The 25,908-nt window shown below is 35.4% G+C and carries 22 protein-coding genes; 1 reads left to right on the top strand and 21 read right to left on the bottom strand.

The window, feature by feature from the left end:
- Positions 1–3 precede the first annotated feature (3 nt).
- From EV142_RS05615 to EV142_RS24325, 4 genes are all read right to left on the bottom strand, one after another.
- Positions 4–543 carry a hypothetical protein gene (locus tag EV142_RS05615; protein WP_127337622.1) on the bottom strand — a complete coding sequence of 180 codons (540 nt, stop codon included), beginning with the start codon at positions 541–543 and terminating at the stop codon, positions 4–6.
- Positions 544–967: 424 nt separating this feature from the next.
- A complete protein-coding gene (locus EV142_RS05610) occupies positions 968–1,774 on the bottom strand; it encodes a PRTRC system ThiF family protein (RefSeq protein ID WP_127337623.1) in 807 nt (268 codons plus the stop codon).
- On the bottom strand, positions 1,771–2,496 hold the full coding sequence (locus EV142_RS05605; RefSeq protein ID WP_127337624.1) for a PRTRC system protein B: 726 nt from the start codon (positions 2,494–2,496) through the stop codon (positions 1,771–1,773). Before EV142_RS05605 ends, EV142_RS05610 begins: the two co-directional genes overlap by 4 nt.
- Before the next feature lie 2 nt (positions 2,497–2,498).
- The gene (locus EV142_RS24325; protein ID WP_238698657.1) at positions 2,499–2,726 is read right to left on the bottom strand and encodes a hypothetical protein; all 228 of its coding nucleotides are present in this window, start codon (positions 2,724–2,726) and stop codon (positions 2,499–2,501) included.
- A gap of 331 nt (positions 2,727–3,057) precedes the next feature.
- On the opposite strand from EV142_RS24325, the gene EV142_RS23995 reads away from it, so the two are divergent.
- Positions 3,058–3,201: a hypothetical protein gene (locus EV142_RS23995; RefSeq protein WP_158286297.1), complete on the top strand. Its 144-nt coding sequence runs from the start codon at positions 3,058–3,060 to the stop codon at positions 3,199–3,201.
- 629 nt (positions 3,202–3,830) lie between these two features.
- Here the strand turns inward: EV142_RS23995 and EV142_RS05595 are convergent.
- The 17 genes from EV142_RS05595 to kduI all read right to left on the bottom strand — a co-directional run bounded on the left by EV142_RS05595 (position 3,831) and on the right by kduI (position 25,844).
- The gene (locus EV142_RS05595; RefSeq protein WP_132033483.1) at positions 3,831–5,513 is read right to left on the bottom strand and encodes a hypothetical protein; all 1,683 of its coding nucleotides are present in this window, start codon (positions 5,511–5,513) and stop codon (positions 3,831–3,833) included.
- A gap of 97 nt (positions 5,514–5,610) precedes the next feature.
- Positions 5,611–8,346, bottom strand: coding sequence for a PA14 domain-containing protein (locus EV142_RS05590; RefSeq protein ID WP_132033481.1), 2,736 nt, complete (start codon positions 8,344–8,346; stop codon positions 5,611–5,613).
- A gap of 189 nt (positions 8,347–8,535) precedes the next feature.
- The gene (locus tag EV142_RS05585) at positions 8,536–10,701 is read right to left on the bottom strand and encodes a T9SS type A sorting domain-containing protein (protein WP_132033479.1); all 2,166 of its coding nucleotides are present in this window, start codon (positions 10,699–10,701) and stop codon (positions 8,536–8,538) included.
- A 226-nt stretch (positions 10,702–10,927) separates the two neighbouring features.
- Positions 10,928–12,022: an AraC family transcriptional regulator gene (locus EV142_RS05580; protein WP_132033477.1), complete on the bottom strand. Its 1,095-nt coding sequence runs from the start codon at positions 12,020–12,022 to the stop codon at positions 10,928–10,930.
- 966 nt (positions 12,023–12,988) lie between these two features.
- Positions 12,989–13,768, bottom strand: coding sequence for an SDR family oxidoreductase (locus EV142_RS05575; RefSeq protein WP_132033475.1), 780 nt, complete (start codon positions 13,766–13,768; stop codon positions 12,989–12,991).
- A 9-nt stretch (positions 13,769–13,777) separates the two neighbouring features.
- Positions 13,778–14,605: an amidohydrolase family protein gene (locus EV142_RS05570; protein ID WP_132033473.1), complete on the bottom strand. Its 828-nt coding sequence runs from the start codon at positions 14,603–14,605 to the stop codon at positions 13,778–13,780.
- Positions 14,606–14,694: 89 nt separating this feature from the next.
- The gene (locus tag EV142_RS05565) at positions 14,695–15,549 is read right to left on the bottom strand and encodes a fumarylacetoacetate hydrolase family protein (RefSeq protein WP_132033471.1); all 855 of its coding nucleotides are present in this window, start codon (positions 15,547–15,549) and stop codon (positions 14,695–14,697) included.
- Positions 15,550–15,595: 46 nt separating this feature from the next.
- A complete protein-coding gene (locus tag EV142_RS05560; protein WP_132033469.1) occupies positions 15,596–16,180 on the bottom strand; it encodes a LutC/YkgG family protein in 585 nt (194 codons plus the stop codon).
- Positions 16,181–16,183: 3 nt separating this feature from the next.
- The gene (locus EV142_RS05555; protein WP_132033467.1) at positions 16,184–17,563 is read right to left on the bottom strand and encodes a lactate utilization protein B; all 1,380 of its coding nucleotides are present in this window, start codon (positions 17,561–17,563) and stop codon (positions 16,184–16,186) included.
- Between the two features lie 77 nt (positions 17,564–17,640).
- Positions 17,641–18,315 carry an SGNH/GDSL hydrolase family protein gene (locus EV142_RS05550; RefSeq protein WP_132033465.1) on the bottom strand — a complete coding sequence of 225 codons (675 nt, stop codon included), beginning with the start codon at positions 18,313–18,315 and terminating at the stop codon, positions 17,641–17,643.
- A 31-nt stretch (positions 18,316–18,346) separates the two neighbouring features.
- Complete coding sequence (locus EV142_RS05545; protein WP_132033463.1) at positions 18,347–19,084, bottom strand: (Fe-S)-binding protein; 738 nt, start codon at positions 19,082–19,084, stop codon at positions 18,347–18,349.
- Positions 19,084–19,848 (bottom strand): SDR family NAD(P)-dependent oxidoreductase, encoded by a 765-nt coding sequence (locus tag EV142_RS05540; RefSeq protein ID WP_132033461.1) that lies wholly within the window; start codon positions 19,846–19,848, stop codon positions 19,084–19,086. The genes EV142_RS05545 and EV142_RS05540 overlap by 1 nt, the downstream gene beginning before the upstream one ends.
- Before the next feature lie 39 nt (positions 19,849–19,887).
- Complete coding sequence (locus EV142_RS05535) at positions 19,888–21,537, bottom strand: UxaA family hydrolase (RefSeq protein WP_132033459.1); 1,650 nt, start codon at positions 21,535–21,537, stop codon at positions 19,888–19,890.
- Between the two features lie 16 nt (positions 21,538–21,553).
- Complete coding sequence (gene fucP / locus EV142_RS05530; protein ID WP_238698656.1) at positions 21,554–23,023, bottom strand: L-fucose:H+ symporter permease; 1,470 nt, start codon at positions 23,021–23,023, stop codon at positions 21,554–21,556.
- 24 nt (positions 23,024–23,047) lie between these two features.
- Entirely contained in the window at positions 23,048–24,178 is a 1,131-nt protein-coding gene (locus EV142_RS05525; protein WP_238698655.1) for a DUF4861 family protein, read from the bottom strand.
- Positions 24,179–24,190: 12 nt separating this feature from the next.
- Positions 24,191–24,979, bottom strand: coding sequence for a gluconate 5-dehydrogenase (locus EV142_RS05520; RefSeq protein ID WP_132033457.1), 789 nt, complete (start codon positions 24,977–24,979; stop codon positions 24,191–24,193).
- A gap of 22 nt (positions 24,980–25,001) precedes the next feature.
- Positions 25,002–25,844, bottom strand: a complete 843-nt coding sequence (gene kduI / locus EV142_RS05515; RefSeq protein WP_132033455.1) for a 5-dehydro-4-deoxy-D-glucuronate isomerase — start codon at positions 25,842–25,844, stop codon at positions 25,002–25,004.
- Positions 25,845–25,908: the final 64 nt, after the last annotated feature.

The raw sequence follows: 25,908 nt of genomic DNA, 5'->3' as shown, positions 1-25,908 counted from the left end.
AAATTAATTAGAGTTAAAACTTATCGGGAAAACTAAACGTACTCCAACGTTGTTTCTTTCAATTACTGTATAATTTGAATCTCTGGAATTGAAAATATCCGTAAAATTGTAATACAATTCAGCATTGATGGTTGATTTATCCTTTTTCTTGTCTAAGAATGGAAATACCACTCCTACACCAGCATTGTATACCGGTTTTATGTTTTGTGTATATTTACTTTTTGGAAAAATATGAAATCCTATTTCACTTTTATTAAATGGAAAATGATAAAAATCAACATCAACATTCAATTCGGTTATACCTGTTTTATAGGTTCCCGAATAGGCAAAGAATTTTTCAGCATTTTCTCTTGTTTGATTTGAATCTGATCCAATAAAATTGGTTTGGGTTACTTCCACTTTCTTTAAATCAGAAAAATTACTTTTATATTTCATGGCTAAAGAAGACGTAAAGTAGGTTGTCTTATTATTGCCCGCATTTAAATGAACATAAGTAGTAGTAGTAGTAACTAGCGTTAACAAAATGAGTAAAAGTTTTTTCATAAGTTTTTATTTTTAATCCACACGTAATAAACAGGTTAAGTCTGATTAAAAAATTAAATCTTATTTTTCAATCAAAATTTTTTCTTCTAAATTAAAAAAGATTTCTTTCCTAGGATTAGGTATTTATACGTATTTTTTTTACAAATATTTCTTATGATTCCGAAACAATAAAAAAGTAAAAGCGGTTACATCCAAAACGGCCTTCTTTTGCTTTTCTTTGGCCGCTGATGTGGAAAGAAAAGAAGCCCAAAATCTAGTTGAGGGATGTGTATCCCTGCCAAAAACGTCACAACCGCTTTGGTAAAATGTAAGGAATGAGGAATGGGAAAAGGTACATTTTTCCAATGTGGTTGTTCCACTTTTATGCAAAAAGACTGTCCCGACCATCGGAAGGGTCTGTCTTTTTGCCGCCGAAAATTGGTTTTCAGCCAACTTTTATCGGATGGGTTCGGAAATCCTTCAGATTGTGAAAAAATCCCCTGTATCGGGTCATTCCGTTGCGGAACAATCCCCAAAGCAATGAGCATCCCATCTGGGTCAATGAAGAATTGATAAACAAATCCTGTTTGTCCAATGCTTCTGCTAAACTGCAACTTGGCGTGTCGTCCTGCTGTTCGGACTCTTTGAGCACTTCTGCAAATTCATCGGTCACCATTGGCAGGCTTGCCACCGTTTGGTATTTCTCTGAACTGGGCTGTTTTATCTCTGTGATAGTAGATAGCAGGACTTGCCCTGTGTGCTGGCTGTTGCCAAAGTCCAGCCAATATTTTGGCTCATCCCTGTGATGTCTGCGATTGCTTATTTCTTTTAAAATTTCAGCCACCCCAAACCTTGATTGTACGTTGTCCACACAAGTAATAGTAATAATTGCCCTTACATTTTCGGGTAATCTGCCAAACTTGTCCTTTTCAAATTTTACCGTTTCGGCTTTCCAATTGGTGCCTGAAAAGCGGTTGACGCGATTGATTAAAGCAACGGATTTGTACAATCCTGTTTCGCACTCTGCAAAACGCTGTCTTCCTAAATTGGCATTCGTTATTATATCATCATCCCAAAGGCGAACGGATAATCCTGCGTGTCCGAGTTCAATTAAACTATGGTTCATTTCCATCAGGGCAGTCAATACCTTTGAGCCTGTGCCACCTGCACCGATTAAATTTACGGCAATTGGATTGCTGGGATTAATAAGATAATTGTCAGTAAAATGGACTTTTATTTTTTCAGTGTTCATTTGAGCAGGTTTTTAATTGTTTTGTTATTTGGTTTTAATACTTCCTTAGGAAAGGTTTTATCTGTTCCAATAAGGTCTTTGCATAGGGTTTCACAATTTCCTTTTATCGGATTGTAATTTCCTAATAAATGGCTGAAATAGCTGTTGAAAAAGTAATGTTCCCAAGCAGTAGTAAATTCCTCTACCGAAGCTGAGTTTTTGATATCGATACTTACCGTTCCCATACATACGTTACCGTTTTCATAGACATTGAAAAAAGGTGCATAATATAATGGTGTTTTCTCTGTGGGTCTTCTCTCGCTTGCAAGGGCAAATACAAAGAGGCTGTTTTTATTGGCATACCAAACCATTGGCGGAACTTGTGCCATTCCGCTCGAAATGTCCAAACCATTCACAAAAAACAATTGTCTTTGCTGTGCTTTGGTGTACCAGAGTACCGTTCCTTTTTCGCTCGGATTGATATGCAGAATGTTGGTCGGCAAAATTCCCTTTGGCTTTAAAAAGGCTTTGCTTTTTTCTTCATCACTCTGCAATGACTTTGCCAATACACTGGCTTCCTTTACGCTCAAAGGATGAGCATTGATGGGATTTCCGTTTTTGTCCATATCAAAATGCTCCACATACATATTGGTGTCAGTTCCTTTGGTTTCATAAAAAACCAAAGCGGATTTCGGGTGGTACAATGTTTCGAAATTCTCGGTGATGTCGTTTAAATTGTTCATTTTTATTCCGTTTTATATTCATATAATAAACCGCATAAATCGTTCAATAAGGGAAACAGGCGGTTCTCGAAATCAAGGCTTCCCGCTGTTATTGCACTTGCGTCAAAATGTTTGCAAATGGTGGGTTCTTCCATTGCCCCGTACTCATTAAATTCATTGTTGATGCTCTCGGAAAGGCTTTCATAGAGCCATCCTTTGGTATCGGCTATAAAGGAAATGTACTTTTCCATCCCGATGGTTTCATAGTCATAGTCATCCTCATTATTATCGGGGTCTTGTTCGGAAATGGAGGCATTTCGGAAAATGCCTGCTGTGGGATATTCCGTAAAAAGGGCAAAGGCATCACGGGCAATCTGCCTGCATTCCTGGTCAAAGGCATCAAGGCTTTTGAAACTATTTAAACGCTCACTTTTGCCAGAATTTGCACTTTACCCACATACCACAAGTATTTTAAGCAATTGCAGGAAATGGGATATTTAAAATATATGCCTTCGTATCATCCTGGATATAAAAGTAAAATAGATTTACTAATATAACTTCTACATTCTAAACACTGTACTTATGGAAAGAAAAATGAGAAACGTACATCCTGGAGAAATTTTAAAAATGGAACTTATTGAAGGAAGAAGGCTTTCAGTGAACCAAATTGCGGAATTATTAAATACTTCCATTTTGGATATTTTTAATGTTTTAAATGGATATTAGGTCTTATCTAATCTCCAGCTGGCCCCCACTCTGCCTTTTCTCTTCTTCAGATCTAACTCAAAGGTGTAAACTTATAAGCCCAGCGCCGAATCGTGGCATGATCCACAAGCACTCCTCTAATCTTCATTATTTCTTCAACATCGCGGTAACTAAGTGTAAATCTTAATTTGAAATATACTGCCTGAAGGATTATGTGTTTTGGATAACAATGACCTTTAGTATTCATTTTTTGTTAGTTTTGAAAAACCAAACATAAAAGGTATTCCAAATGCGACAGAACCATGACTTGCCTTAAAACATTTTAAAATACAATAACCTATAAAAGGATGACTTAACGAATTAGCTAATTATGGAATACTAAAAATATAAACCCGTTGGATGTAATTCACTGAAACTCCTATTTGATATAAAAAACAGATAAATAAAAGTGTAAATTTGAGTAAAACACCTTTATTCTTTTAGAAATCAATGTCATCCTAAGCGAAGTCGAAGGCTTTTTTACAGGGAAAGAGCTTCGACTTCGCTCAGCCTGACACCAATTTTGAATTGCACCCAACGGGTTAAAAATATAATTTAAAAGAGAGCTTAAAACTAAGCTCTCTTTTAAAGAAATTATAAATGTATCTTTATTACGGTTTACCAAATGCAAGAATATAAGTATCGTCACCAGGTCCTGCGGTGTATGCACTTGCCTGCCCACTCTGAGAAAAATAATTATCTGTATTCATATTTTGTCTCACAAACAAATTACTCCTGTTAGGATGTGGTCCCACTGATGGAAATCCAAGACCTTTAGACCACATGTATACTCGTGTCGGCTGGGTATGTTTCGCTGCTATGTCATTTGTATAATAGGGTAACAAGTTAGTATATTGGGCAATATAAGCAACGCCGCGATTATAGCCATCCGAACCTGCTGCACTGGAAACAAAATATTCTATGGCAACATCTAAATTATTAAGTCGCACCGCAGCATCTTTGCCAACATATCGTGTATCGGGACTGGAGTTTGGAGTTACAAAATTAGTAGGCAAATTAAATGAGCTTGATTTTACCAGACCAGGATTCCAGTAGGGATCCATTAATGTCACTCTGTTTGGCACCCTTGCCCCATTTATTGCTACTTCACGTAACATCGCCATAGTAAGATTACCTCCTAATGAGTTGCCTATAAGACGTAACTCAGTTGCATTAGAAACTACAGCAGTAATTTTCTGATATTCCTGACGATATAATTGTAATACATTTAAACTGGGATTACCTCTGGTACTGAACGTATTATTTGATTTTCTCCATCTCATACCGATTCCGCTCGAATTAGCATCGTAGATTTTCTTTTCTTCAGTTATAGGAGGAAGTCCACTATCATCAGCCAGTTGGATCCATTGGAATATCCCGATATTCCAGTTTTCACTTTCTGAATTAAGCTTCCAGTAGTTCTGAACATTTTGATTTCCACTCTCAGCCTGATTAAACAAAAATCCTTCTCTTTTGAAGCCGCCTATCGATCCAGGCTGATATCCATGAGCATAAATCAAAGTCTTTCTTGTTGCTGTAAAAAATGGATTAGGTTCTCCGGGGATATATTTTTGACAGCCCACTGCATCGTTTGAAGCATTTTGCTGAATACCGTAAAAATAAATACCAAAATCATTTACCTCATAATAATAGGTTTGTAATGTAGTTGTATCGGCATCAAATTCAGCTGTGGCTGCACCGGCTAAAAGTGCTACAACCCTCGCCGGAGCAAAAATCGCTCCATCTGAATTCAAAGCAGCTTCCGGCAAAAATAAACTGGTACTCTGACCTGATGAAGTTAAATAGGATACACTTGTACTGCCAACAGTAATGTTAATTCTTTGTGCGCCAAAAGTATTTTCCGGTCTGCGAACACCTGTAAGAACACCGTTAGCAAAAGAAACCGTGTATTCAAATCTCCTTAATAATTCGGCAATAGGTGTCATAAAATTACCACTGGTTGAAACATAGGACTGTTGATAACCGGAGACGCCATATCCAATTATGGAACCATTAATTAGAACCCTTGTATTTAAAAAATTAGTTGCCACAGGTCTTGCGGCCTTTGGATTTACTGCAAAACCATTTTTTATAGACTCTAAACCTCCTTTTGCGGCCTCTTCAATTAATTTTGCATGCAATAAATCTGCGTTTGATGCTTGCTGTACGGACTGAGGCAACTGTACTGATTGTGATTGTTCAGGATTATACTCAGTTTCACAGCTCGTTAAACCAGTAAAAATTAACCCAAGAGCTACGAAAAAATGGGCATGTTTCATTTTATAATGTTTCATTTTATAATTTTTATTTAAAGTTACTTTGCAATTGTAAATACTATCCGGCAAGCAATTGAGAATAAATACCTATGTCTGTCGGATAGCAAATGAATATTTACTGACTAATAATAATTTTCTTTACAGTCGTCTGAGATCCGTTATAAATTTTTAAAAAATAGATCCCGGCCGCTAATCCTCCAATATCAAAAGTGAACGTATTATTTATATTCACCCCATTATATTTTTCATTTTTGATTATTTTTGCTTCCTGCGAAGATAATTCTGCCACTATGCTATTTTGAACAGCACCAGATAAAGTAAAATGTAATACTCCTTTTGCAGGATTAGGATAGACTTTAACAGCATTATCTGAAATTTCACCCTCGCTATTTGCGCCGGCAATCTTTTTTGCCAGGGATGCTGAGGATGGGTATAAGGACGATTGAGGAACTATTTCCTTTTTCAAACTTGTACTAGACCAGCTTAATTGAGCTAGCGCATTTACTGTATTTTCAAAATACTCTGCGTTTATTTTATATTTCTGGCCGGCATTAAGTTGTATAGTCGCTTTATGTTCCGTACTGCCCTGATTGACCCATTTATTAATTAATAATACGTCGTCTATCCACAATCGGATACCGTCGTCAGAAGTTGTGTAAAAAGTATAAGTTTCAGTATACCCAGGTTTAATTAGTCCTGTCCAACGGGCCGAAAATGTATCAGCTTGAATGTCTGTTGCCGGTGACCCACTACCCCAGTTAAAATTAATATTAGAATCTACACGGCTAACGAATGTTCCTGTAAAATCCGTATTATTATAATATACCCCCTGAAGTCCGGTTCCGGGTGCCTCAGGTGTTTTAAAAATATCAGAATAAGCAAAATCTGAAACTCTGTCCCCGTTTTTAGCTGAAAGCCTGTAACGGTATTCTTTGTCAGGAGAAAGTGTCTGATCTGTAAAAAAAGTGCTATTTGCTGAAAAGCTTTTAACTAAAGCATATTCCTCACCATCAGTAATTGATCTTCTGTCGACAACAAACTCAGTTTCGTTATTTGAATTGTCAACCCATTTTAATGTAGCCTGTGTTGCTTCAACAGCTGTTACAGAAAGGGCTGATGGGGCCAAAACAGGCGCACTTAGTGTAGTGACATTACTTAAATAAACAAATGAAGATTGTGAGTTTGAATTTTTTGCAGATATTCTGTAATTATAGGATGTGCCCGGAATTAATCCGGTATCCTTGAAAGTGGTAGTACCTGGAGTAAGGCTTTTGACTAGGGCATAATCGCCTCCGGCTGTTACATTCCTCCTTTCAAGTACAAATTCAGTCTCGTTATCTGAGTTATCCAGCCAACTCAAAGTGAGCTGCGTATCCGCAACAGATCCAGCTTTAAATCCTGAGGGAGCAGTTATAATTGCTGTATCAAATTTAATATTTGTGGCATAAGCATTTTTAGTCATTTTAGATTCTTCAATAGAAGTGATTACTTTTCCTCCCATTTTTAAATTAGAAAAAGTAATATCATCAACTGTACCGGTTGCATTTCCTAAAATAAAGCCCTCATCATTTTTCTGATCATCAAGGGTAATATCTGTAAACTTCCAGTTTTTAATCTTTCCATTTTTAGCATTTTCTATTTCTAAAAATTTAGCAGAGGCCCTTTGTTCAAATCGGATATTTTTAAAATTAATCTGACTCATGTCTTTTTCCCTTTGAACCAATATTAACGGTTCATAACTACCATCCCTGCCTATTACATTGATATTTTCCATTGTAAAATTACTGGTAGCAAAGAAAGAAGGAAGCCATAAAATTCTCCCCCATGGTCCTCCCCAAAATACCATATTTGATACTTTTGAATTTGTTGAGCCATGCGACATAATACAATCATCATTATTAAAAATGAAACAATCGTCTACAATATTTTTATCTCCATTTACCCATATCCCGTCAGTATTTCCATTCCAGTTAATCATTTTTAAATTACGGTACTGATTATCATGAGTAAGATTGTCGCTGTTATAAATACTTAAGTTCCATCCTGTAATATTGGCAAAAATAATACCTTCCATTTCCAGATTACTTACCCCATTTGCTTTAATAGCACTATGTTCTCCCAGCCATGTAAGATCTGTAGAGGTATGTTTCCATTCTCCCATTGTTAAAATACCACGCCCTTTTATACTTATATTCTGGGTGTTCCATGGAATAAAAAATGAACCTTCAACCACTGCACCGGCTGCTATGTATACTTTGTCGTTTGATTTCAGCTTTTTTGCCAAACCAATTTTATGCACTCCCGGTCCGTAAAAGTAGGTAGTTTGAGATGCCGATGGAGCAATATCCGGAGTATCAGCAAATAGGAATAATGGCTTTAAACGATTATTAACCTCAATGGAAATTTTTACTGGTTTGTCTAATCTAAAAGTAATTACATTTCCATTTCGAACGCTACTAATACCATAATTTAAGGGACGTATAGTAACATTGCTTGCATTAAAATTAGTTGTAATTCTAACGTCTACAGCGGTATTGCTAAAGGAGATATTAGTGAATGAAGCAGACTCCTGAGGCTTAGCTGTAAAAATACTTGATGCTGTCCAGGAGTTAATAGTTTTATAGACAAAACATTCTGTAAAGTTTGTATCGCCCGATTTTTTAACTTCTACTTTATAATCTGCAGACCTGATCAAACCTTCAACAGAAGATAGATTTCCCGGATCGGGAGGAATAACCAGAGTCTGGGAGTACACCTGAAAGGAAATACATTGCATGGCACAAATTAAAAGAGTAATGACATTCTTTTTTCTGTGCTTGCTTCGTTGGAATAACGTCTTTTTTTTGTTCATAATAGTTGGGGGTTAAATTTGGAATTTATTTTAAATCATATGTATCGCCTGAAATTATATTTTAAAAAAATCTATTGTATTAGTGTAGTTAACTGCTCAATATTGAATATTAAAATACCTTTAGATTTAGATAAAAGCTTAGACCTGCATCCTTACACATGAGTTTTTATTGATGCCTAATAATTTTATCTACTTACGGATCAGTTTTTTTACAACAAAATTTTTGTTGTTATCTTCAATTCTAATCAAATAGATACCAGTTGGCAATGCAGATATATCAAGTTCTGTGCTTGTTTTCTCATTTGGAAAATCCTTTTTCAATACCGTTTTGCCTTCCATCGTAGAAACTGTAATAGCATGTATATTTGCTTGATCCAATGAAATAGTTACAATATTATCGGATGGATTAGGGAAAATCTCTGCGTCTTTTAAAATAATAGGATCGCTTACACTTAACGACGCTTGCTTACCTAACGTATTTTTCAAATTATCAATTTTCAAATGTGTAAGAATAGCGCTTTGCCCATTATAGAGGTTATTTCCCCATGCCGGAACATTTGAAACTGGGATTTGACCTCCAGTACCTGTATGCTGACCAACTACTACGATCCCATCGGCAGTTTTAAAAGCTCCGCATAGTTGCACATTGTCTCCCTCTGCGCCGGTAGAGGTGTTCCATTGACCAACAATAAGCGAGCTGTACAATGGTTTTGACAGATCAGGTGAATATACTCTGACAAAAGAATTCCAAGCCGAAGCGCCCTGGGAAGGCTTGATCATTTTTTGATATGCATTAGCTGTAGTTATTGTCCTGCGGCCTTTAGCCAATACTATCACTGATCCATCTGCCGCTACCTTTAAGGTATTTGGGCTCATTCTTGTTGTATTTACAGTGGGCCATCCTTCGTTAGGATTAGGCCATCCATCCAGATTCGGATCAGGATGCACCTTTCCCAGATTTGTAGCGTTATCAGCATATTCGGCCATATATGTACTGTTTTTCAAAGTACCGGACAATAACGATAGTTTGCCTAACCAGGAAATATGAATATTGCCGGTATTGCCGGTAAAATTATTTTGAAAACCGCTTGCCGATGGTGTTGCCTTTACGGTATTGCCTTCCCAAAAATTTTCTGTATTGTTTCCATGGCAACGCGCACCAACAACAATATTACCAAGTGCAGGCGCAAGTGAATAATCTATAGCCAGAGCATCTATATATTGGTCCGGGCTTGAAACATGTAAAGAACCGTCGCTTCTTTTTTCATGATAAAGCCTGTTCCACCAAATAAGTTCCCCCTGATTGTCCATAGCCATTACAGCTGGTTCAAAATCAGGCTCGCCACCTGGTAATGTACTTTTAGCATTAAAGCCTATATATATATAATTGTTGCGTTTATCAATAGCTATTGTGGAAGGTCCATAAGTAGCAGTAGATGCTGGTCTGTATCCTGTATATCCGGGACCTGATGCACTATTGCCTGCGGCACCGGGGTTGCATGGACCGTTAAATAAAACGTCCAAAGGCCATTTTCCTTTTTTTGTACCTCCATTTCCATCTGACTGCCAAAGATCATAATCAGCCTGGTTAGTTGATCTTAATTCACAACGGGATGCATCTTTTTTAAATACGATACCACTATATAATAGTCCGGAAATACCACCAGGGTAATTGGATGCTTTGCCATAATATTCTCCTCCTGTTGTTTTCCAATGGATCCGCCAATTGTTGACAATTTCATCAGATCCCTGACTGTTCAATCTGTGAATTGCTGCCCAATTGTTACCGTGTGATTCACCAGTTGCGTACACCACTTTTCCATCACCTCCCACATCCCAGGGCTGGTTATCTTTCTGATAACTACCAGGATTGGCAAGGATATTTTTTACCCATTGAAAACCGGTAGGTGAACCTGTAACAAAATTATTATTCAATTTTCCGATAAAATATCCCTGAGAAGTTTTGCCACTTATGTATATTGATCCGGTTGGATCCTGACTTAAGTTTGTTACTTTAATAAAGCGAAAATCTTCTGCAGCTCCCGATGGAAGGCGATAGACCTTGAGCATTTTTTGAAGAGTATTGTCAAACTCTATTAAAAATGCAGCTCGAGTCCCCGATGCATTGACAATTCCTGGATTAGGCAGGGTAATAATACTAACAGACTGGGGAATCCAATTCATATTATCAGCACCACCAACAACAATAAAGTTTCCATTTGATAACTGCGTAGCATCGTTGAAAATTTCAGACCCAATGCCTCCTGCATAGGTAACAATCTGGTTCTGGGAGCTAATAACCAGCGAGCTTAGAAAAACAAATAAAACAAAGATTCTTTTGACAAAATAATACATAATAGTAGGTTTTTAATTGGTAAATAATTTTTTGTTAAAATTACAAACCTTCAACTACCATTGACATTAACAAAACGTAATACATGTATGAAAAGCAGTTATCCGCACTTATTTTCATTTTTAGAAACCATTTCAGACAAAAATTGAGATCAATATGAGATATCTATCTTTAAAATGCTACTAATCATATATCTTTACAAAAGCTTTTTCTCTTTATTAGAGATAGTTAATTAGGAAACTTAGATAATCTTTTATAAGCTTTTGGAGTCATGCCTTCGTGATTCTTAAAATAGCTATTGAATGAGGATTTAGAATTGAATCCCGCTTCTTTGGCAATCGCCTCTATGGTATACTGCTCATAATTACTGCTGTTAATCATTTCTTTGGCTTCATTAATTCGAAAGGAATTAATGAAGGAATTAAAATTATTTTCATAAAAATAGTTTATAAGCTGTGAAATCTTTCTCGTTGATATTCCGCTCACTTCTGATAAAATGTAGATATTAAGATTTGTGTTTTTAAATAATTTTTCTTTCTGTACTAATTCTTTTAGTTTTAAATACTCTGATTCTTCTAACTCTTCATTTTTTTGATTTAGAGCTTTGAGAATATTAGAATCTAATTTGAGCATACTTCTATTTTTAATTCCAAAAATTGAAATCCAATAGATAAAAACCGTAGCCAGTATCGAATCCGTTATATAAATTATTTCTTTATAAATATCCAGCATAATAAAATTAGAGGCTATAAATTGAAAGGAGTACAAGATTACCAGCAATATGGTCGTCTTTTGTAACCAGGATGCGTTTACAGTATCATTTGAATTGATCTTAAGCGATCCTTTCCTGTAGATTTTAAGCCTGAGGAGAATGTATATCAGATAAGACAAGCAGAAAAAATTGAGTAGACTGGCATAAATTGCGTTGTAAAGCCATTCATATTTGTAAAGCAATGGTAATGAATATTCTACTGGTATAAAAAACAAAACCAGAAAGATTAAAAATTCAATGATCCCAACTGAAAGATGCTTTAAGACAAAGCTTCTGTCTATTTTATAAATAAGATTTTCCACATATAGAAAATACAAGGGTATGGACATAAAATAAAATCCAACCGGTAAAAAAAACAAACTTGGATTAGTCTTTAGCATGCCCGTTTCCCTGATAAAGTAAGAAATGAACGGAGCACAATAAGACAGTAAAAAAAAGCCCAGAATATTTATATTCCTATTGTTCTTTTTTAAAATAAAATAGCCTCCAATAATTAGGCCCTGAGCCAGACCAATGATTTCAATTACTTGACTAACAGATTCAATTTTCATGGAAGTATTGCTTTAGTAGGTGTAAGACAATAGTTTTCAGTACTTTTTGGTTATTGTGCTTTTAAAATTATTAAGTTATACATTCCTTTTTGCAAACTTAGATTCATAAAAAAGTCTTCCATATACAAAAGACTTTTTACAGGTTAAAAATAGCTGATAAAGTATTTCTGACAATATTAATAAACAAATATTATCTAAAAATTATTTTATTATAAACTTTCACAGTCAACAATCAGACATTGACCGTGAGTTTTAAAACTGAATCTATAATTTTATCAGCATAAAGATTAGGAGTCTGATCACCCATTTAATATTTAATGGATATAATCTCTCATTCCAAAGGGGATATTTTTTAACATTTTTTAGTTCATTGCGTAGGTGTACTACTGACCAATATAGTATTACTGATGTATGTTATTGCTTCATTAAATTATTTTTTTAATAAACGATATGTAATTCCAGTTCCTATTAAATGTACGCTTCCAATTAAACAAAGCGTATATTTTACTTAAAAATGAATACAAAAGCAGTCAGCATTATAAAAAAGAAAGTCCGGCCAAATACAGATGCCTTAAAAAAGAACTCTTGTTCATTTCTGGCACTTATATAATAATAGATTCCGACTGTAAATGTAAAAGGCCCGAAATTCTTATCCATATTTCTTTTGAATCTAAAAATCCAAAAAAAGTAATTATTTGGTTTGGAATCACTATTAATCCCAAACACATTAAAAATAAATAAAAACTATAGTAATAAATTGTTTTGGCTGAGTTGGAGTTGGTCATATAGTTCGAAACTGTATTAATTTCAATTTAATAATTCTGTAAATTCAATTTGAGATAAGTAATTACTATTATTAGGCCATATTCAAAAAATTGAATATGTTAAAAGTTAAACTATCAAATCCATAATATTATAACAAAAATTGCTAATTGAATTACCTTCTTTGTTACAAATATATTATCCTTACAAGCTTCTATCTAAATGAGTATAACCACCATCAACATAAATCAACTGTCCCGTGGTATGGCTCGATTTTTCAGATAATAAAAAAACGACCATATTGGCTATTTCTTCAGCTGTAGTCATTCTGTTTTCAAATGGAATTTTATCTGTAATTTGCTTTAGCTTTTCGTTCGGATTCTCAAAAGTTTCTATCCATGTTTCGTACAAGGGTGTAAAACATTCGGCAACAATTACCGCATTGACACGAATTCCATATTTTAATAATTCCACTGCCCATTCCCTTGTTAAGGCATTTCGACCTCCATTGGAAGCAGCATAGGCAGAAGTATTTCCCTGTCCAGTATCGGCAGTTTTTGAACCAATATTTACGATGCTTCCTTTTGATTTTTTTAATTCGGGCAAGGCATACTGAGCCATTAAATAATAATGCACTAGATTTTTATGCAAAGACTTCATAAAAGAATCATAATTACCATTTTCTAAACCTACACCATCGTTTACCCCTGCGTTATTGATAAGTCCATCAATACGACCATAGGATGCGACAACTTGCTTTATGGCATTCTCACAATCTTCCGGCTTTGTCAATTCTGCAACAACAGATACGGCTTTTCCTCCCTCTGCTTCAATTTCTTTTATTGCCATAAGATTGTCTTCCTCTCTTCTTCCTATAATAACAGGAATAGCTCCTTCTGAAGCAAGCACTTTACAAATCCCTAAACCAATTCCTTTGGCTCCACCAGTTATAATAATTATTTTATTTTCTACATGTAAGTTCATCTCAGTTTTTTATAAATGATAAAATTTTCGGGCATTTCTCCCCCAGAATTTGTCCTGGTCTTCCTTTGAAAATTTAGAAAAATAATCTTTTACTATATTGCAGGATTGTTTGTAGGTTGCGGCTAACAAACTTACAGGCCAATCGCTTCCAAACAGCAATCGATTTATTCCAAATGTATTTGTAACTATATCCAAACAATAGGTAAAATCCTCTTCTTTCCAATTTTTCCAATCAGCTTCTGTAACCATTCCTGATACTTTACAATATACGTTGGAATATGTTGCCAATTCTTTAATTCCTTTCTCCCATTCTTTAAAATCAGCCTGCTTAAAATCTGGTTTTGCCAAATGATCAATCACAAAAGCGTGATTAGGAAATCGTTTTACAAACGCTGTTGCATACAATAAATGCTTTGTAGTAATCAGCAGATCAAAAGTAAAATTATACTTCGCCAATTTTTCTATCCCGTTACAAAAGTCCTCTCCTAACAGAAAATCATCTTCTACTTCTGCTTGTACAATATGTCGAAAACCTTTCAGTTTTTTAAATTGAGAAAAATATTCAAGTCGCTCTTCTATAGTATCTGATTTGAAATCGATCCAGCCCACAACTCCCAATATAAAATCATTTTCCTGAGCAAGGTGAAGAAGAAAATGGGTCTCTTCTTCACTCTGGTCTGCTTGGATAGCTACACAACCATCAATGTTATTTTTTACCAATAAAGAATATAGTTCAGCAGGTAAGAAATCCTGCTGAATTATTTTCATTTCTTCACTAATCCAAGCGTCTTTTACAGGATGGTATTTCCAAAAATGTTGATGACTGTCAATTTTCATTTCAATTCAAATATTTTTCAATTAACGTCCATTATTAATTTTCATTCAAATGAAAAAAGTTCCATTTGACCTATTAATATAGTGTCTAATTATTTGTTATAAGCCTTTGCCACCTGTTTGCTTGATCCTAAACCTTGCATTCCTAACTCAATAACATCACCCTCTTTGATATAAATTGGGTCGGGCTTAATTCCTAATCCAACTCCTGGAGGTGTTCCGGTACTGATAATATCTCCCGGCAATAAAGTCATAAACTGGCTCAAATAATGAACCAAATATGGTATTTTGAAAACTAAGTTTAAGGTATTGCTGTCTTGGAATTTCTTTCCATTAACAGTTAACCACATTGAAATATTATTTACATCGGCAATTTCATCGTGAGTGGCCAAGAAAGGCCCAAGTGGAGCAAATGTATCACAACCTTTTCCTTTTGCCCATTGACCACCCATTTCTATTTGAAATGCCCTTTCACTGTAATCATTCAATAAGGCATAACCAGCTACATAATCCAAAGCTTCTGCCTCTTCTACATAGCTTGCTTTTTTACCCACAACAAATGCCAATTCAACTTCCCAATCTGTTTTTTTACTGTTTTTCGGGATAATCAGATCATCATTAGGACCACATAAAGAAGTAGTCGATTTGAAAAAGATAATTGGTTCTGTTGGAATCGGAGCACCAGTTTCCTTACAGTGATCTACATAATTCAAGCCAATACAGATTATTTTTGAAGGTCTTGCCACTGGAGAACCCAAACGTACCTCTCCTCCAACTTCTGGCAATGTTGGATTACTATCTAAAAAAAAATTAAGTTTTTCCAATCCATTATCTGCAAAAAAAGCCTCATTATAATCCGAAATTAAAGACGATACATCATATCTTTTTTCGTCTATTATAACTCCTGGTTTTTCTTTTCCTGCTTCTCCAAATCGTATAAGTTTCATCTTCTTTTTTTAAATTTAATTATATATTCAATACTTTAAACAATATTTATTCGACAACATACACTGTTGCACTTCTTGCTCCATGCGCCCCAATAACCAATGATTGCTCGATATCAGCCGTTTTGGAAGGTCCAGCAATAAAAACGCCAAACCCATTTTGAGCGACATCAATTTTATCATAGGCATCATGCATGGTTGCTACAATGTCTTCCTTATTTATGATTAATATTAAATGCTGACAAATAAAAGGCAGCAATCGGTTTTTCATTTGATTTTCAGAAATCCATACAGCACCATTTTCTGCCACGCCAAGACATCCTTTTATATAGACTTTTTCTAATTTTTCTAACTCCAACCCCGTTAATTTGTCCAAAGGCACGCTTACCTCGCCGATGGCTGTTATTGTATTGATAATAAATATATTATTTACTTTGTCAACTTTAATATTTTCCTCTAACATCGTTAAATTATTTATCAATTCTACCTTACCTCCTATACTTTCAAGCACAGATTTAAACTGTATGTAATTATCGTGATATTTAATAACCTCAGTACGATAAATTATAGGAAGCGGAACCAGATTCGGTTGATTGCTTGAAATTGCATTCAATATATTTTCTCTTGTAGTCATCTGCTATTCGTTTTTATTGATTTTTCCATTTTTCAAATACCAATCCCTAAATGATTCTTTTGGCGGTTCAGGCATTTCCCTTTGTTTGTACCAAACATTCCATTTATTATTAGTTAAAAATGGAAATACTTGCATTATAGTCCGTCCCATTTTTCCGGCAAGACGATACACTTTTGGTTTCGAAAATAAAAAAGCCATTGCGGTCATAGCGATTTTTTTACTGGCATCTGCATAACCTTCAGCAATAATTACTTGTCTCCATTTCCACAATTGTTCATGGATGTTAATCTTTACGGGACACACATTGCTACAACTGCCGCACAAGGTGGACGCAAAAGGCAAATCAGCATTGGCTTTCATATCCAAATTTGGATTTAGAATAGAACCAATAGGTCCCGCTACAGCAGTATGATAGCTGTGTCCGCCACTACGGCGATATACGGGACAAGTATTAAAACAGGCCGCACAGCGAATGCATTTTAATGAATTTCTAAAATCTTCGCGCCCCAATTGTTTACTACGGCCGTTATCTACAATTACTATATGTATTTCCTGCCCTTGTCTTGGTTTTTGAAAATGGCTTGAATAGGTTGTTATAGGCTGTCCGGTGGCGCTTCTTGCCAATAATCTTAAAAACACACCAAGATGTTCCGCTCTTGGAATTATTTTTTCGAACCCCATGCAAGCAATATGTACGGCAGCAGTATGTGCTCCCATATCGGCATTTCCTTCATTGGTGCAAACCACGAAACCACCTGTTTCGGCAACGGCAAAATTCACGCCTGTGATTGCCAAGTCAGATTCGACAAACTTATTTCGCAAATGCTGTCTGGCGGCTTCGGTTAAATATTGTGGATCATTGTTTCCTTTCTCGGTTCCTAAATGCTGATGAAACGTTTCGCTTACATCTTCTTTTTTTAAATGAATCGCTGGCAATACAATATGGCTTGGAGGTTCTTTTCGGAATTGGACAATTCGTTCCCCTAAATCGGTATCGACAACTTCGATGTTATGTTGTTGTAAATATTCATTCAAATGGCATTCTTCGGTAAGCATGCTTTTGCTCTTCACAATTTTTTGAATTTTGTGCTTTTGAATTATCTGATGAATAATTTTATTATGCTCGGCTCCATCTTGTGCCCAATGGACAAATATTCCATTGGCCTTAGCCTTCTCTTCAAATTCCTTCAAATAATTGGAAAGATTAGAAAGCGTATGATTTTTTATCTGCGAACCCCATTCTCTCAATTGTTCCCATTCGGGCAAACCATGAGCAGCCTTGTCCCTTTTCTCACGGACAAACCATAAGGTTTCGTCATGCCAATTGATTCTTGGCTCGTCAGCAATAAATTTTTCTGCTAATGCAGCATGTTTCGCTGTCATACCTTTAATAATTCAATTTATTAATATATTCATTTGGGTAAATTATCCAGTTTGGGTAAAAATCAAAAATTCATCTTTTAATTTTTCATTAAACTCTCTACTACTTTATCACTAAGTGCATTATAACCAGCTTCTGTAAAATGTATTTTATCATCTTTGTACCACTCTGTATGACCTTTTACTAGTGAATACAAGTCGTCTATTTCAATTGCATTTTTTGCACAAATCTTTTGCACGATTGCATTACGGGATTCAATAAGTTTTTTATTAAATTCATCTTTTGTTTTCCAAGAGCTATAGCCAGGCAGTACCGGGGTTGAAGTTGCACAAACTAGTTTTGCGCCTTTACCATATTTCTTCAAAAGCTTAATCAACTTGTTCATACCTGCTTCATATTGAGCCAAAGAATATTCAATGCCATGAAGCCCGTTATTGAAATGAATCACTGCAAACTTATAATGAATGAGGTATGTTTTAATTTCATCAAAAAGTACCGGATCAATTATTCCTGTTGAACTAGCGATTCGGGCAACATAAAACTTGTCATTCATTTTGTTTTCAACCATTTTTGAGTAACCACGAGATTGAGAATCTCCTATTAGAAGCACACGTGGTAAATCATTTTTATTGCCATTTGATATCCATATATCTGTCCATTCAATATTTTCGCGTTTAATTTCTTCTTTATTATTTTGAGCAATTGCACTAACTGAAATAATGCAGGTAAAAATTATTGTTATTGTTTTTTTCATAGTTGTTTTTTTATAATTCCTATTACCATAACTATAAAATGCTATTCAATATCTCAGCAATATGAATAATTTTCGTTTTGCTTCCTTGTCGTTTCAATATTCCTTCCAAATGCATCAAACAACTGGTATCTCCTCCAGTTATAAAATCTACCTCGTTTGCTTCATGCTCAGCAATCCGATCCTTACCCATTTTTACACTTACAGCTTCTTCAAATACGCAAAATGTTCCTCCAAAGCCACAGCACTCATCATTGCGTTTTGGTTTACTCAATTGAATGTCTTTTACCATATTCAATAATTGTTCTGGTTTAGAAAAATCAGGGGACATCGTTTCTGTCATAGACGAAAGATGCAAACCCCTCTGACCGTGACAGCTGTTGTGCATACCAACTTTGAAAGGAAAACGAGCATTAAGGCTTTTTACTTTTAAAATATCCGTCAAAAACTCTGTAAGCTCATAAATATTTTTTCTTATTTCACTTGCTTTTTCTGGATTTTCTGCATCGTGCAAATGTTCTTTTATATGCAACACACAACTTCCTGATGGAGCCACGATATAATCAAAACCAGCGAAATTTTTAACAAAATTTGCATCGCAACCTGTACTTAAACTAGCAAAACCACTATTAGCCATAGGCTGTCCGCAACAACTTTGTTCTAAAGGAAATGCTACATCACAACCCAATTTCTCTAGTAATTGCAAAGTCGCAATACCTACGTTTGGATAGAATTGATCGATGTAACAGGGTACGAATAAGGCAACTTTCATTAGTTGTTTAATTTTATAAATCCACCATCAATTGGATAATCACTACCTGTGATAAATGAAGCTTCATCACTGCATAAATACAATGCCAAAGCGGCTACTTCATCTGGTTGTGCCATACGACCTATAGGTTGACTTTTAGATAATTTTTCAAACATTTCGGCTTCCTTTCCAGGATATGTTTTAGTAATAAATCCATCGACAAATGGTGTATGTACCCTTGCTGGAGAAATAGAATTACAACGAATATTTTCTTCGATATAATCTTTAGCAACAGATAAGGTCATTGCCATTACAGCTCCTTTTGCTGTAGAATAGGCAAATCGATCCGGAATACCTACCCAAGATGCAATGGATGCCATGTTTACAATTACACCTCCATTGCTTTTTCTTAGCTGGGGAATGGCGGCATGCAGACAATTGTAAACCCCTTTTACATTTACATTCATTATGCGGTCAAAATCGGCTTCTGCAGTGGTATCAACTTTGCCAATATGAGCAATACCTGCATTGTTGACCAAAATAGTAATGGCTCCAATTTTTTCAAATATTGACAACACTTCTTGTTGATTTGCCACATTACACTCATGAGAAAATACTTTGCCTCCATTTGCTGTTATTTCGTTTACAGCATCTTTGGCACTATCGGATGTTAATTCAAGAATGTGAACTGTTGCTCCTTGTTTGGCAAATAAAGCCGAAATGGCTTTTCCTATTCCGCTTCCTCCTCCAGTAACTACAGCTTTTTTATTTTGTAATGAAAACATATTTTCTATATTTGATAAAGTATACTAGATTTTTGATCTTTATAAAGATACTCCTCTCTTCCAAGGAATAAAATCATCCTGATTTAATTGTACTGCCTTAGGTATAATCTCACCGCTGGCTGCCTTAATGCAATATTCCAGGATATCTTCTCCCATTTCCTCGATGGTTTTTTCTCCACTGATTATCGGACCACAATCGATATCAATAATATCGCTCATATTGTTGGCCAAGACAGAATTGGTTGCCACCTTAATCACAGGACAAACTGGGTTTCCTGTTGGTGTTCCTAAGCCTGTTGTGAATAAAATTAATGTTGCTCCAGCTGCTGCTTTACCAGTTGTCGCTTCTACATCATTACCAGGAGTACATACTAAGCTTAATCCTGCTTTTGTTACGGGCTCTGTATAATCCAAAACATCTACTACGGGTGCAGTTCCACCTTTTTTGGCAGCGCCTGCGCTTTTGATAGCATCTGTAATCAAGCCGTCTTTAATGTTTCCTGGAGAAGGATTCATGTGAAATCCTGAACCTACCTTATGAGCCAAAGCATCGTAAGATCGCATTAAATCGATGAATTTTTCAGCAGTTTCTTTGGTCTCACAACGGTCGATCAAGTTTTGCTCTACACCGCACAATTCTGGGAATTCTGCCAATAACACTTTTCCTCCTAATGCCACTAATAAATCAGAAGTATACCCTACTGCTGGATTTGCAGAAACTCCACTAAAGCCATCACTTCCACCACATTTTACACCTAAAATCAATTCGCTTAATGGCTGTGCTGTTCTTTCTAATTTATTAATTTCGATTAAACCTTCAAAAGTTTGTTTAATCGCATTAGCAATTAATACCTCTTCACTTTGTGCTGTTTGTTGTTCGAAAATAAACATTGGTTTATCAAAAGCAGGATTTTGTTTCTTAACATCAGTCATAAAATCCTGAACTTGTAAATGCTGACAGCCTAAACTCAAAACTGTAATTCCAGCCACATTAGGATGGTTTGCATACGAGGCCAACAAAGCGCTCAATGTAGACGAATCCTGACGAGTTCCTCCACATCCACCTTGGTGATTCAAGAATTTTATTCCATCAACATTTTTAAAAATGCGGTTTGCTGTAGTGTTTGGTTGCAAATCAATTGAAGCCATATTCTCTCCATTTTGATATGCTTTCAATAACTGATGTGTATATTGTGTGTATTTATCACTTACAGAATACCCTAATTCATTGTGTAGCGCTTCTTTTATAACATCAAGATTTCTGTTTTCACAAAATACTGTTGGTACAAACAACCAATAGTTAGCTGTTCCTACACGACCATCTTTTCTTTTAAAACCCTTAAAAGTTCTGTTTTTATATTTAGAAACATCGGGTGCTTGCCAAGAAAAAGCTACATCACGATATTCATAAGGATCAGCGGCATGTTTTAGATTTGATGTAGTCATCAAACTACCTTTGGCAACATCATATTCTACTTTGCCAACCAAAACACCATACATAATTACTTCATCACCCTTACTTAAATCAGTGGTGTAAAATTTATGTTTTGCTTTAATAGCATCCTGAAGAATATAAGTTTGCTCTTCAAAAATTACTTTCTCATCTTTTGGTAAATCTGTTAAAGCCACCAAAACATTATCTTTTGGATCCATTTTAACTACCAATCTTTTTACTTCGTTGTTTAACATTGTATATAATATAGAGTTATGCTTTATTTGTTTTGTGTCCGTTGAATGCGAATAATAATATTACTGAAAAACAGATTAATGGAACTACATATCCATTTTGGATATTCCCCGTTGCATCTGAAATCAATCCTAAAACTGGAGGTAATAACGCCCCTCCTACAATGGACATCACAATCAATGATGAACCAATTTTAGTGTTGTGACCCAATCCATCAATTCCCATAGAAAAGATAGTAGGAAACATGATACTCATAAAAAAGGCAATCGCTATCAATGTATAAACAACTATGATACCTGTTCCAGTTATTGCTAAAATTGACAACAAAATATTGATTGCGGTGTAGATGATCAATAATTTTCTTGGCTGAACATACTGCATCATAAAAGTTCCAAAGAAACGACCTAACATAAATACTAAACCATAAATTCCTAAATATTTCGCAGCTGCATCTTCTTCAAGACCTGCAGTGGTGGTTGCCATTTTAATAAAAAAACTTCCTACACAAACCTGCGCACCCACATAAAAAAACTGGGCTAAAATTCCCCATCTCAATCTCATTGATTTCAAAGCACCTGCAAAAGTTGCTCCGTCAACTCCATCTTTATCTTCATCTTTTACATCAGGCATGTGGGTAAAATAAATCACTACTGCAACAGCAAGAATTATCAAGCCCAAAACAAGATAAGGCATCTTTACACTTGCTGCTTCTGAAGCCAAATATGTTTGTAACTCTGTAGATGACATCCTGGAAGTTTCTTTTTCAGTCAAGTTTTTATTCGATAAAATCATTGGTCCCACAACCGCTGGCGCAATAAAGGCTGCTAATCCATTAAAAGATTGCGAAAAGTTCAATCTTTTGATTGCTGTTTCCGGAGGTCCTAATATGGTTACGTATGGATTTGCTGCGGTTTCTAAAAAAGTAAGTCCACAGGCTATAATAAATAATGCTCCTAAGAAGTAGATGTATTGCAAAGAATTGGCTGCTGGTACAAATAAAATGGATCCAATTCCAAATAAAACCAACCCAATAAGAATACCAAATTTATATCCATATTTTCTCATTACATATCCCGCAGGCAGCGCCATAGCAAAATAGGCAATAAAAACTGCAGAGTCAACTAATGACGATTGCAAATCTGTCAAACTAAATGCCTTCCTTAAATGTGGAATTAAAATAGGATCCAGATTATGCACAAATCCCCAAAAAAAGAATAAACTCGTGACTAAAGCAAATGGTAATAACCAGTTTTTATTTCCTTTTAATAATGGATTATCATTTTTTGCATCATTAAGAAAATATTTTTCATTTGAAGATACTTCATTTATCGACTCTTTATTTGAAACTGCTTTATTTCCCTGAAAGGTTTGAATACTAAATGCCCGTTGACTTGTAGTTATTTGTGATGATGAAGATATTCCCAGAATTTTACATACAGTTACCATAGCTGTTTTTTCTTGTAGATAAATTAGGTCTAAAAATTTCATTTTTATATATTTAATTAATGTATATTATTTAACACTTACTATTAAGGGATTTTTTAATTCTTGTGAAAACTTATTCAGATAATCAAACCAATGTGTTGCAGTAGTAATTTTTCCTGCTTTGTCCCAAGCTGCTCCTGTATAATAAACTATAGCTTCGTTATTTTTAACTTCTGTTTTAGCTAAGAGTTGAGCAGTTCCAACTGTAATGTTACTTACTGGAGTAGTTAAAATTGCACCAACGCCAGTAGTACCATCTTTACCATATGATGGCTCCCAATACCCCATTATGCCTTGTTGCTCGTTTAAAGAAAGGATCCCTTTTTCAAGTCTTTTGATTATTCCAACTACAACAGGCAATAATGCATTGCTTTCATAAGTGTATACATTTTCAATGCGGTTTAGCTGTGAACCTGCCTCCAACGTGATTTTTTTTGTGGCTTTAACTTTAATTCTGTCCGCATCCCAAGTGTCATAGGTCAATATAAAAGAGGAACGTAATGGACCATTATCCAAAACTTTCCATTGGTGATAATTAGCAGAATAACGAATCGTATCTTTTACATAAGGAGCCATATTACCAGCTCCTAATGTAAACCCAACATGGTAATAATCCAATCCATTTCCGTGATCGATATGATAATCTCCAATTTTATAACGTTCGTTTAGAATCATTTTGTCGGTTCTTTTTACCCAAACATCCAATCCGTAAGCATCTTCCTTTGTTTTTTCAAGTGCTTTACCATAAGCCCTAAAGGCAATACGATCATTTTCCCATGCAAAATCATCCTTGCGTTCTGGCACGAAGCGAGCATAAGTTTTGGTTTCAAAAACAGAATGCTTCCCTTTTTGTATGGAAAGTTGCAATACCGACTTTGCTTTTACATTCACTTGTACCAACAAATTTTGAATTGTTTTAAAACCCTGATGTTCCAATTGGAAAGGAACTTGCTTTTTGGTAATTGAATTAATTACGACAAAATTGGTTGTGTCAATTTGTGGATAATGAGATACAATTGTTTCCCATTTAACAGAGACTACCGCTTCTTTTCTATCCGAAGCTGTAGTGTTTTGAATACTAACGGTCGCTTTTGTTTGTGCAAGAAGCGCTAAAGGGAACAAAATGGCAAGCAGAAAAAATGATTGAATTGATTTCATGATTTATACTATTTATTCATTAGATGGTTTTCCAATAGTGGCTAGTATCCCTCCATCTACATACAGAATGTGACCGTTTACAAAATCACTGGCTTTGGATGACAAGAAAATGGCGGCGCCTTGCAGGTCTTCTGGCTCTCCCCAGCGAGCAGCAGGTGTTCGGCTAATGATAAAATCATTAAATGGATGTCCATCAACTCGAATTGATTCTGTTTGGCTTGTTGCAAAATAGCCAGGACCAATTCCATTAGTTTGAATGTTAAATTTAGCCCATTCAGTGGCCATATTTTTGGTCAGCATTTTCAAACCACCTTTTGCAGCAGCATAAGCACTTACGGAATCTCTTCCTAGCTCACTCATCATCGAACAAATATTGATGATTTTTCCACCACCACGCTGAATCATTCCTCTGGCAACATTTTTGGAAACAATGAATGGACTTACTAAATCAACAGTAATTACGGCCGTAAAATCTTCAACCGTCATATCTATGATTGGAGTTCTTTTGATTATTCCCGCGTTGTTTACTAGAATATCTATTGGGCCAACTTCTATTTCTATTTTTGCAATATTGGCAATTACAGCTTTTTCGTCACAAACATTAAATACATATCCATACACTTCTAGTCCTACAGATTTATATTCGGCAATAGCTTTATCCAAGGCTTCTTGTGAAAGATCATTTACTACAATTTTGGCTCCTGCTTGTCCAAGTCCCTTGGCCATTGACATTCCTAATCCGTGAACTCCTCCTGTAATAAGAGCCGTTTTTCCAGTTAAATCAAAAAGGTTAGTTGACATAATTTTTATTTAATAGTATTAGTTATCTTAATTCTGTTATTTTACAAACATCCATATCGCCGTAGTCTAAATTTTCTCCCGTCATTCCCCAAATGAAGGTATAGTTTGAAGTTCCTGCTCCTGAATGAATTGACCAATTGGGAGAGATTACCGCTTGGTTATTGTCCATCCAAATGTGCCTTGTTTCTTGTGGTTCTCCCATAAAGTGACAAACCGCTTGATTTTCTGGAATGTCTAAATATAAATACACTTCCATTCTGCGATCGTGAACGTGCGCTGGCATGGTATTCCAAACACTTCCAGATTTCAATTCGGTCATTCCCATTTGAACTTGGCAGGTTTCCACTACGCTGTTTACAATCAGTTTTTTTATTATTCTGTGGTTGGCTGTTTCCATAGAACCCAATTGTACAATTTCGGCATCTTGTGTTGTTATCTTTTTGGAAGGATAAGTCTGGTGCGCCGGAGCCGAATTCAAATAAAATTTGGCAGGACTGTTGGCATCCAAGGATTCGAAAAATACTTCTTTGATTCCTTTGCCTAAATACAACGCTTCCTTAAAGTCGATTTCATATTGTTTGGCATCGGCAGTTACAATTCCTTTTCCACCCACATTTATGATTCCAACTTCCCTTCTTTCCAGAAAATAGTCTGCCTTTAAATTATCGGGATTGGGTAATGCTAATTTTTGATTTTTTGGCATAACTCCGCCGACAATAAATCGATCATAATGAGATAAAGTTAGATTGACTTTATCCGCTTCAAATAGGTTATCAATCAAAAAATTAGTACGTAAAGTTTCCGTGTCCATTTGTTTTGCCTCCTTCGGGCTTATTGCATAACGGCTTTCAAAACTTGAATTCATGATTTGTTTTTCTTAATGGGTGAGTATTATTTATGATTTTAATTTTACAATGACTTTTTAGTAT

It is taken from the genome of Flavobacterium circumlabens (assembly GCF_004345565.1).
Lineage (GTDB): Bacteria > Bacteroidota > Bacteroidia > Flavobacteriales > Flavobacteriaceae > Flavobacterium > Flavobacterium circumlabens.
This window is presented reverse-complemented; position numbering and strand designations above follow the sequence as displayed.

Excerpts from the sequence above, each read along its gene's own strand:
- EV142_RS05615 (WP_127337622.1), bottom strand. The coding sequence starts at position 543 with ATGAAAAAACTTTTACTCATTTTGTTAACGCTAGTTACTACTACTACT.
- EV142_RS05610 (WP_127337623.1), bottom strand. The coding sequence starts at position 1,774 with ATGAACACTGAAAAAATAAAAGTCCATTTTACTGACAATTATCTTATT.
- EV142_RS05605 (WP_127337624.1), bottom strand. The coding sequence starts at position 2,496 with ATGAACAATTTAAACGACATCACCGAGAATTTCGAAACATTGTACCAC.
- EV142_RS24325 (WP_238698657.1), bottom strand. The coding sequence starts at position 2,726 with ATGGAAAAGTACATTTCCTTTATAGCCGATACCAAAGGATGGCTCTAT.
- EV142_RS23995 (WP_158286297.1), top strand. The coding sequence starts at position 3,058 with ATGGAAAGAAAAATGAGAAACGTACATCCTGGAGAAATTTTAAAAATG.
- EV142_RS05595 (WP_132033483.1), bottom strand. The coding sequence starts at position 5,513 with ATGAAACATTATAAAATGAAACATGCCCATTTTTTCGTAGCTCTTGGG.
- EV142_RS05590 (WP_132033481.1), bottom strand. The coding sequence starts at position 8,346 with ATGAACAAAAAAAAGACGTTATTCCAACGAAGCAAGCACAGAAAAAAG.
- EV142_RS05585 (WP_132033479.1), bottom strand. The coding sequence starts at position 10,701 with ATGTATTATTTTGTCAAAAGAATCTTTGTTTTATTTGTTTTTCTAAGC.
- EV142_RS05580 (WP_132033477.1), bottom strand. The coding sequence starts at position 12,022 with ATGAAAATTGAATCTGTTAGTCAAGTAATTGAAATCATTGGTCTGGCT.
- EV142_RS05575 (WP_132033475.1), bottom strand. The coding sequence starts at position 13,768 with ATGAACTTACATGTAGAAAATAAAATAATTATTATAACTGGTGGAGCC.
- EV142_RS05570 (WP_132033473.1), bottom strand. The coding sequence starts at position 14,605 with ATGAAAATTGACAGTCATCAACATTTTTGGAAATACCATCCTGTAAAA.
- EV142_RS05565 (WP_132033471.1), bottom strand. The coding sequence starts at position 15,549 with ATGAAACTTATACGATTTGGAGAAGCAGGAAAAGAAAAACCAGGAGTT.
- EV142_RS05560 (WP_132033469.1), bottom strand. The coding sequence starts at position 16,180 with ATGACTACAAGAGAAAATATATTGAATGCAATTTCAAGCAATCAACCG.
- EV142_RS05555 (WP_132033467.1), bottom strand. The coding sequence starts at position 17,563 with ATGACAGCGAAACATGCTGCATTAGCAGAAAAATTTATTGCTGACGAG.
- EV142_RS05550 (WP_132033465.1), bottom strand. The coding sequence starts at position 18,315 with ATGAAAAAAACAATAACAATAATTTTTACCTGCATTATTTCAGTTAGT.
- EV142_RS05545 (WP_132033463.1), bottom strand. The coding sequence starts at position 19,084 with ATGAAAGTTGCCTTATTCGTACCCTGTTACATCGATCAATTCTATCCA.
- EV142_RS05540 (WP_132033461.1), bottom strand. The coding sequence starts at position 19,848 with ATGTTTTCATTACAAAATAAAAAAGCTGTAGTTACTGGAGGAGGAAGC.
- EV142_RS05535 (WP_132033459.1), bottom strand. The coding sequence starts at position 21,537 with ATGTTAAACAACGAAGTAAAAAGATTGGTAGTTAAAATGGATCCAAAA.
- fucP (WP_238698656.1), bottom strand. The coding sequence starts at position 23,023 with ATGAAATTTTTAGACCTAATTTATCTACAAGAAAAAACAGCTATGGTA.
- EV142_RS05525 (WP_238698655.1), bottom strand. The coding sequence starts at position 24,178 with ATGAAATCAATTCAATCATTTTTTCTGCTTGCCATTTTGTTCCCTTTA.
- EV142_RS05520 (WP_132033457.1), bottom strand. The coding sequence starts at position 24,979 with ATGTCAACTAACCTTTTTGATTTAACTGGAAAAACGGCTCTTATTACA.
- kduI (WP_132033455.1), bottom strand. The coding sequence starts at position 25,844 with ATGAATTCAAGTTTTGAAAGCCGTTATGCAATAAGCCCGAAGGAGGCA.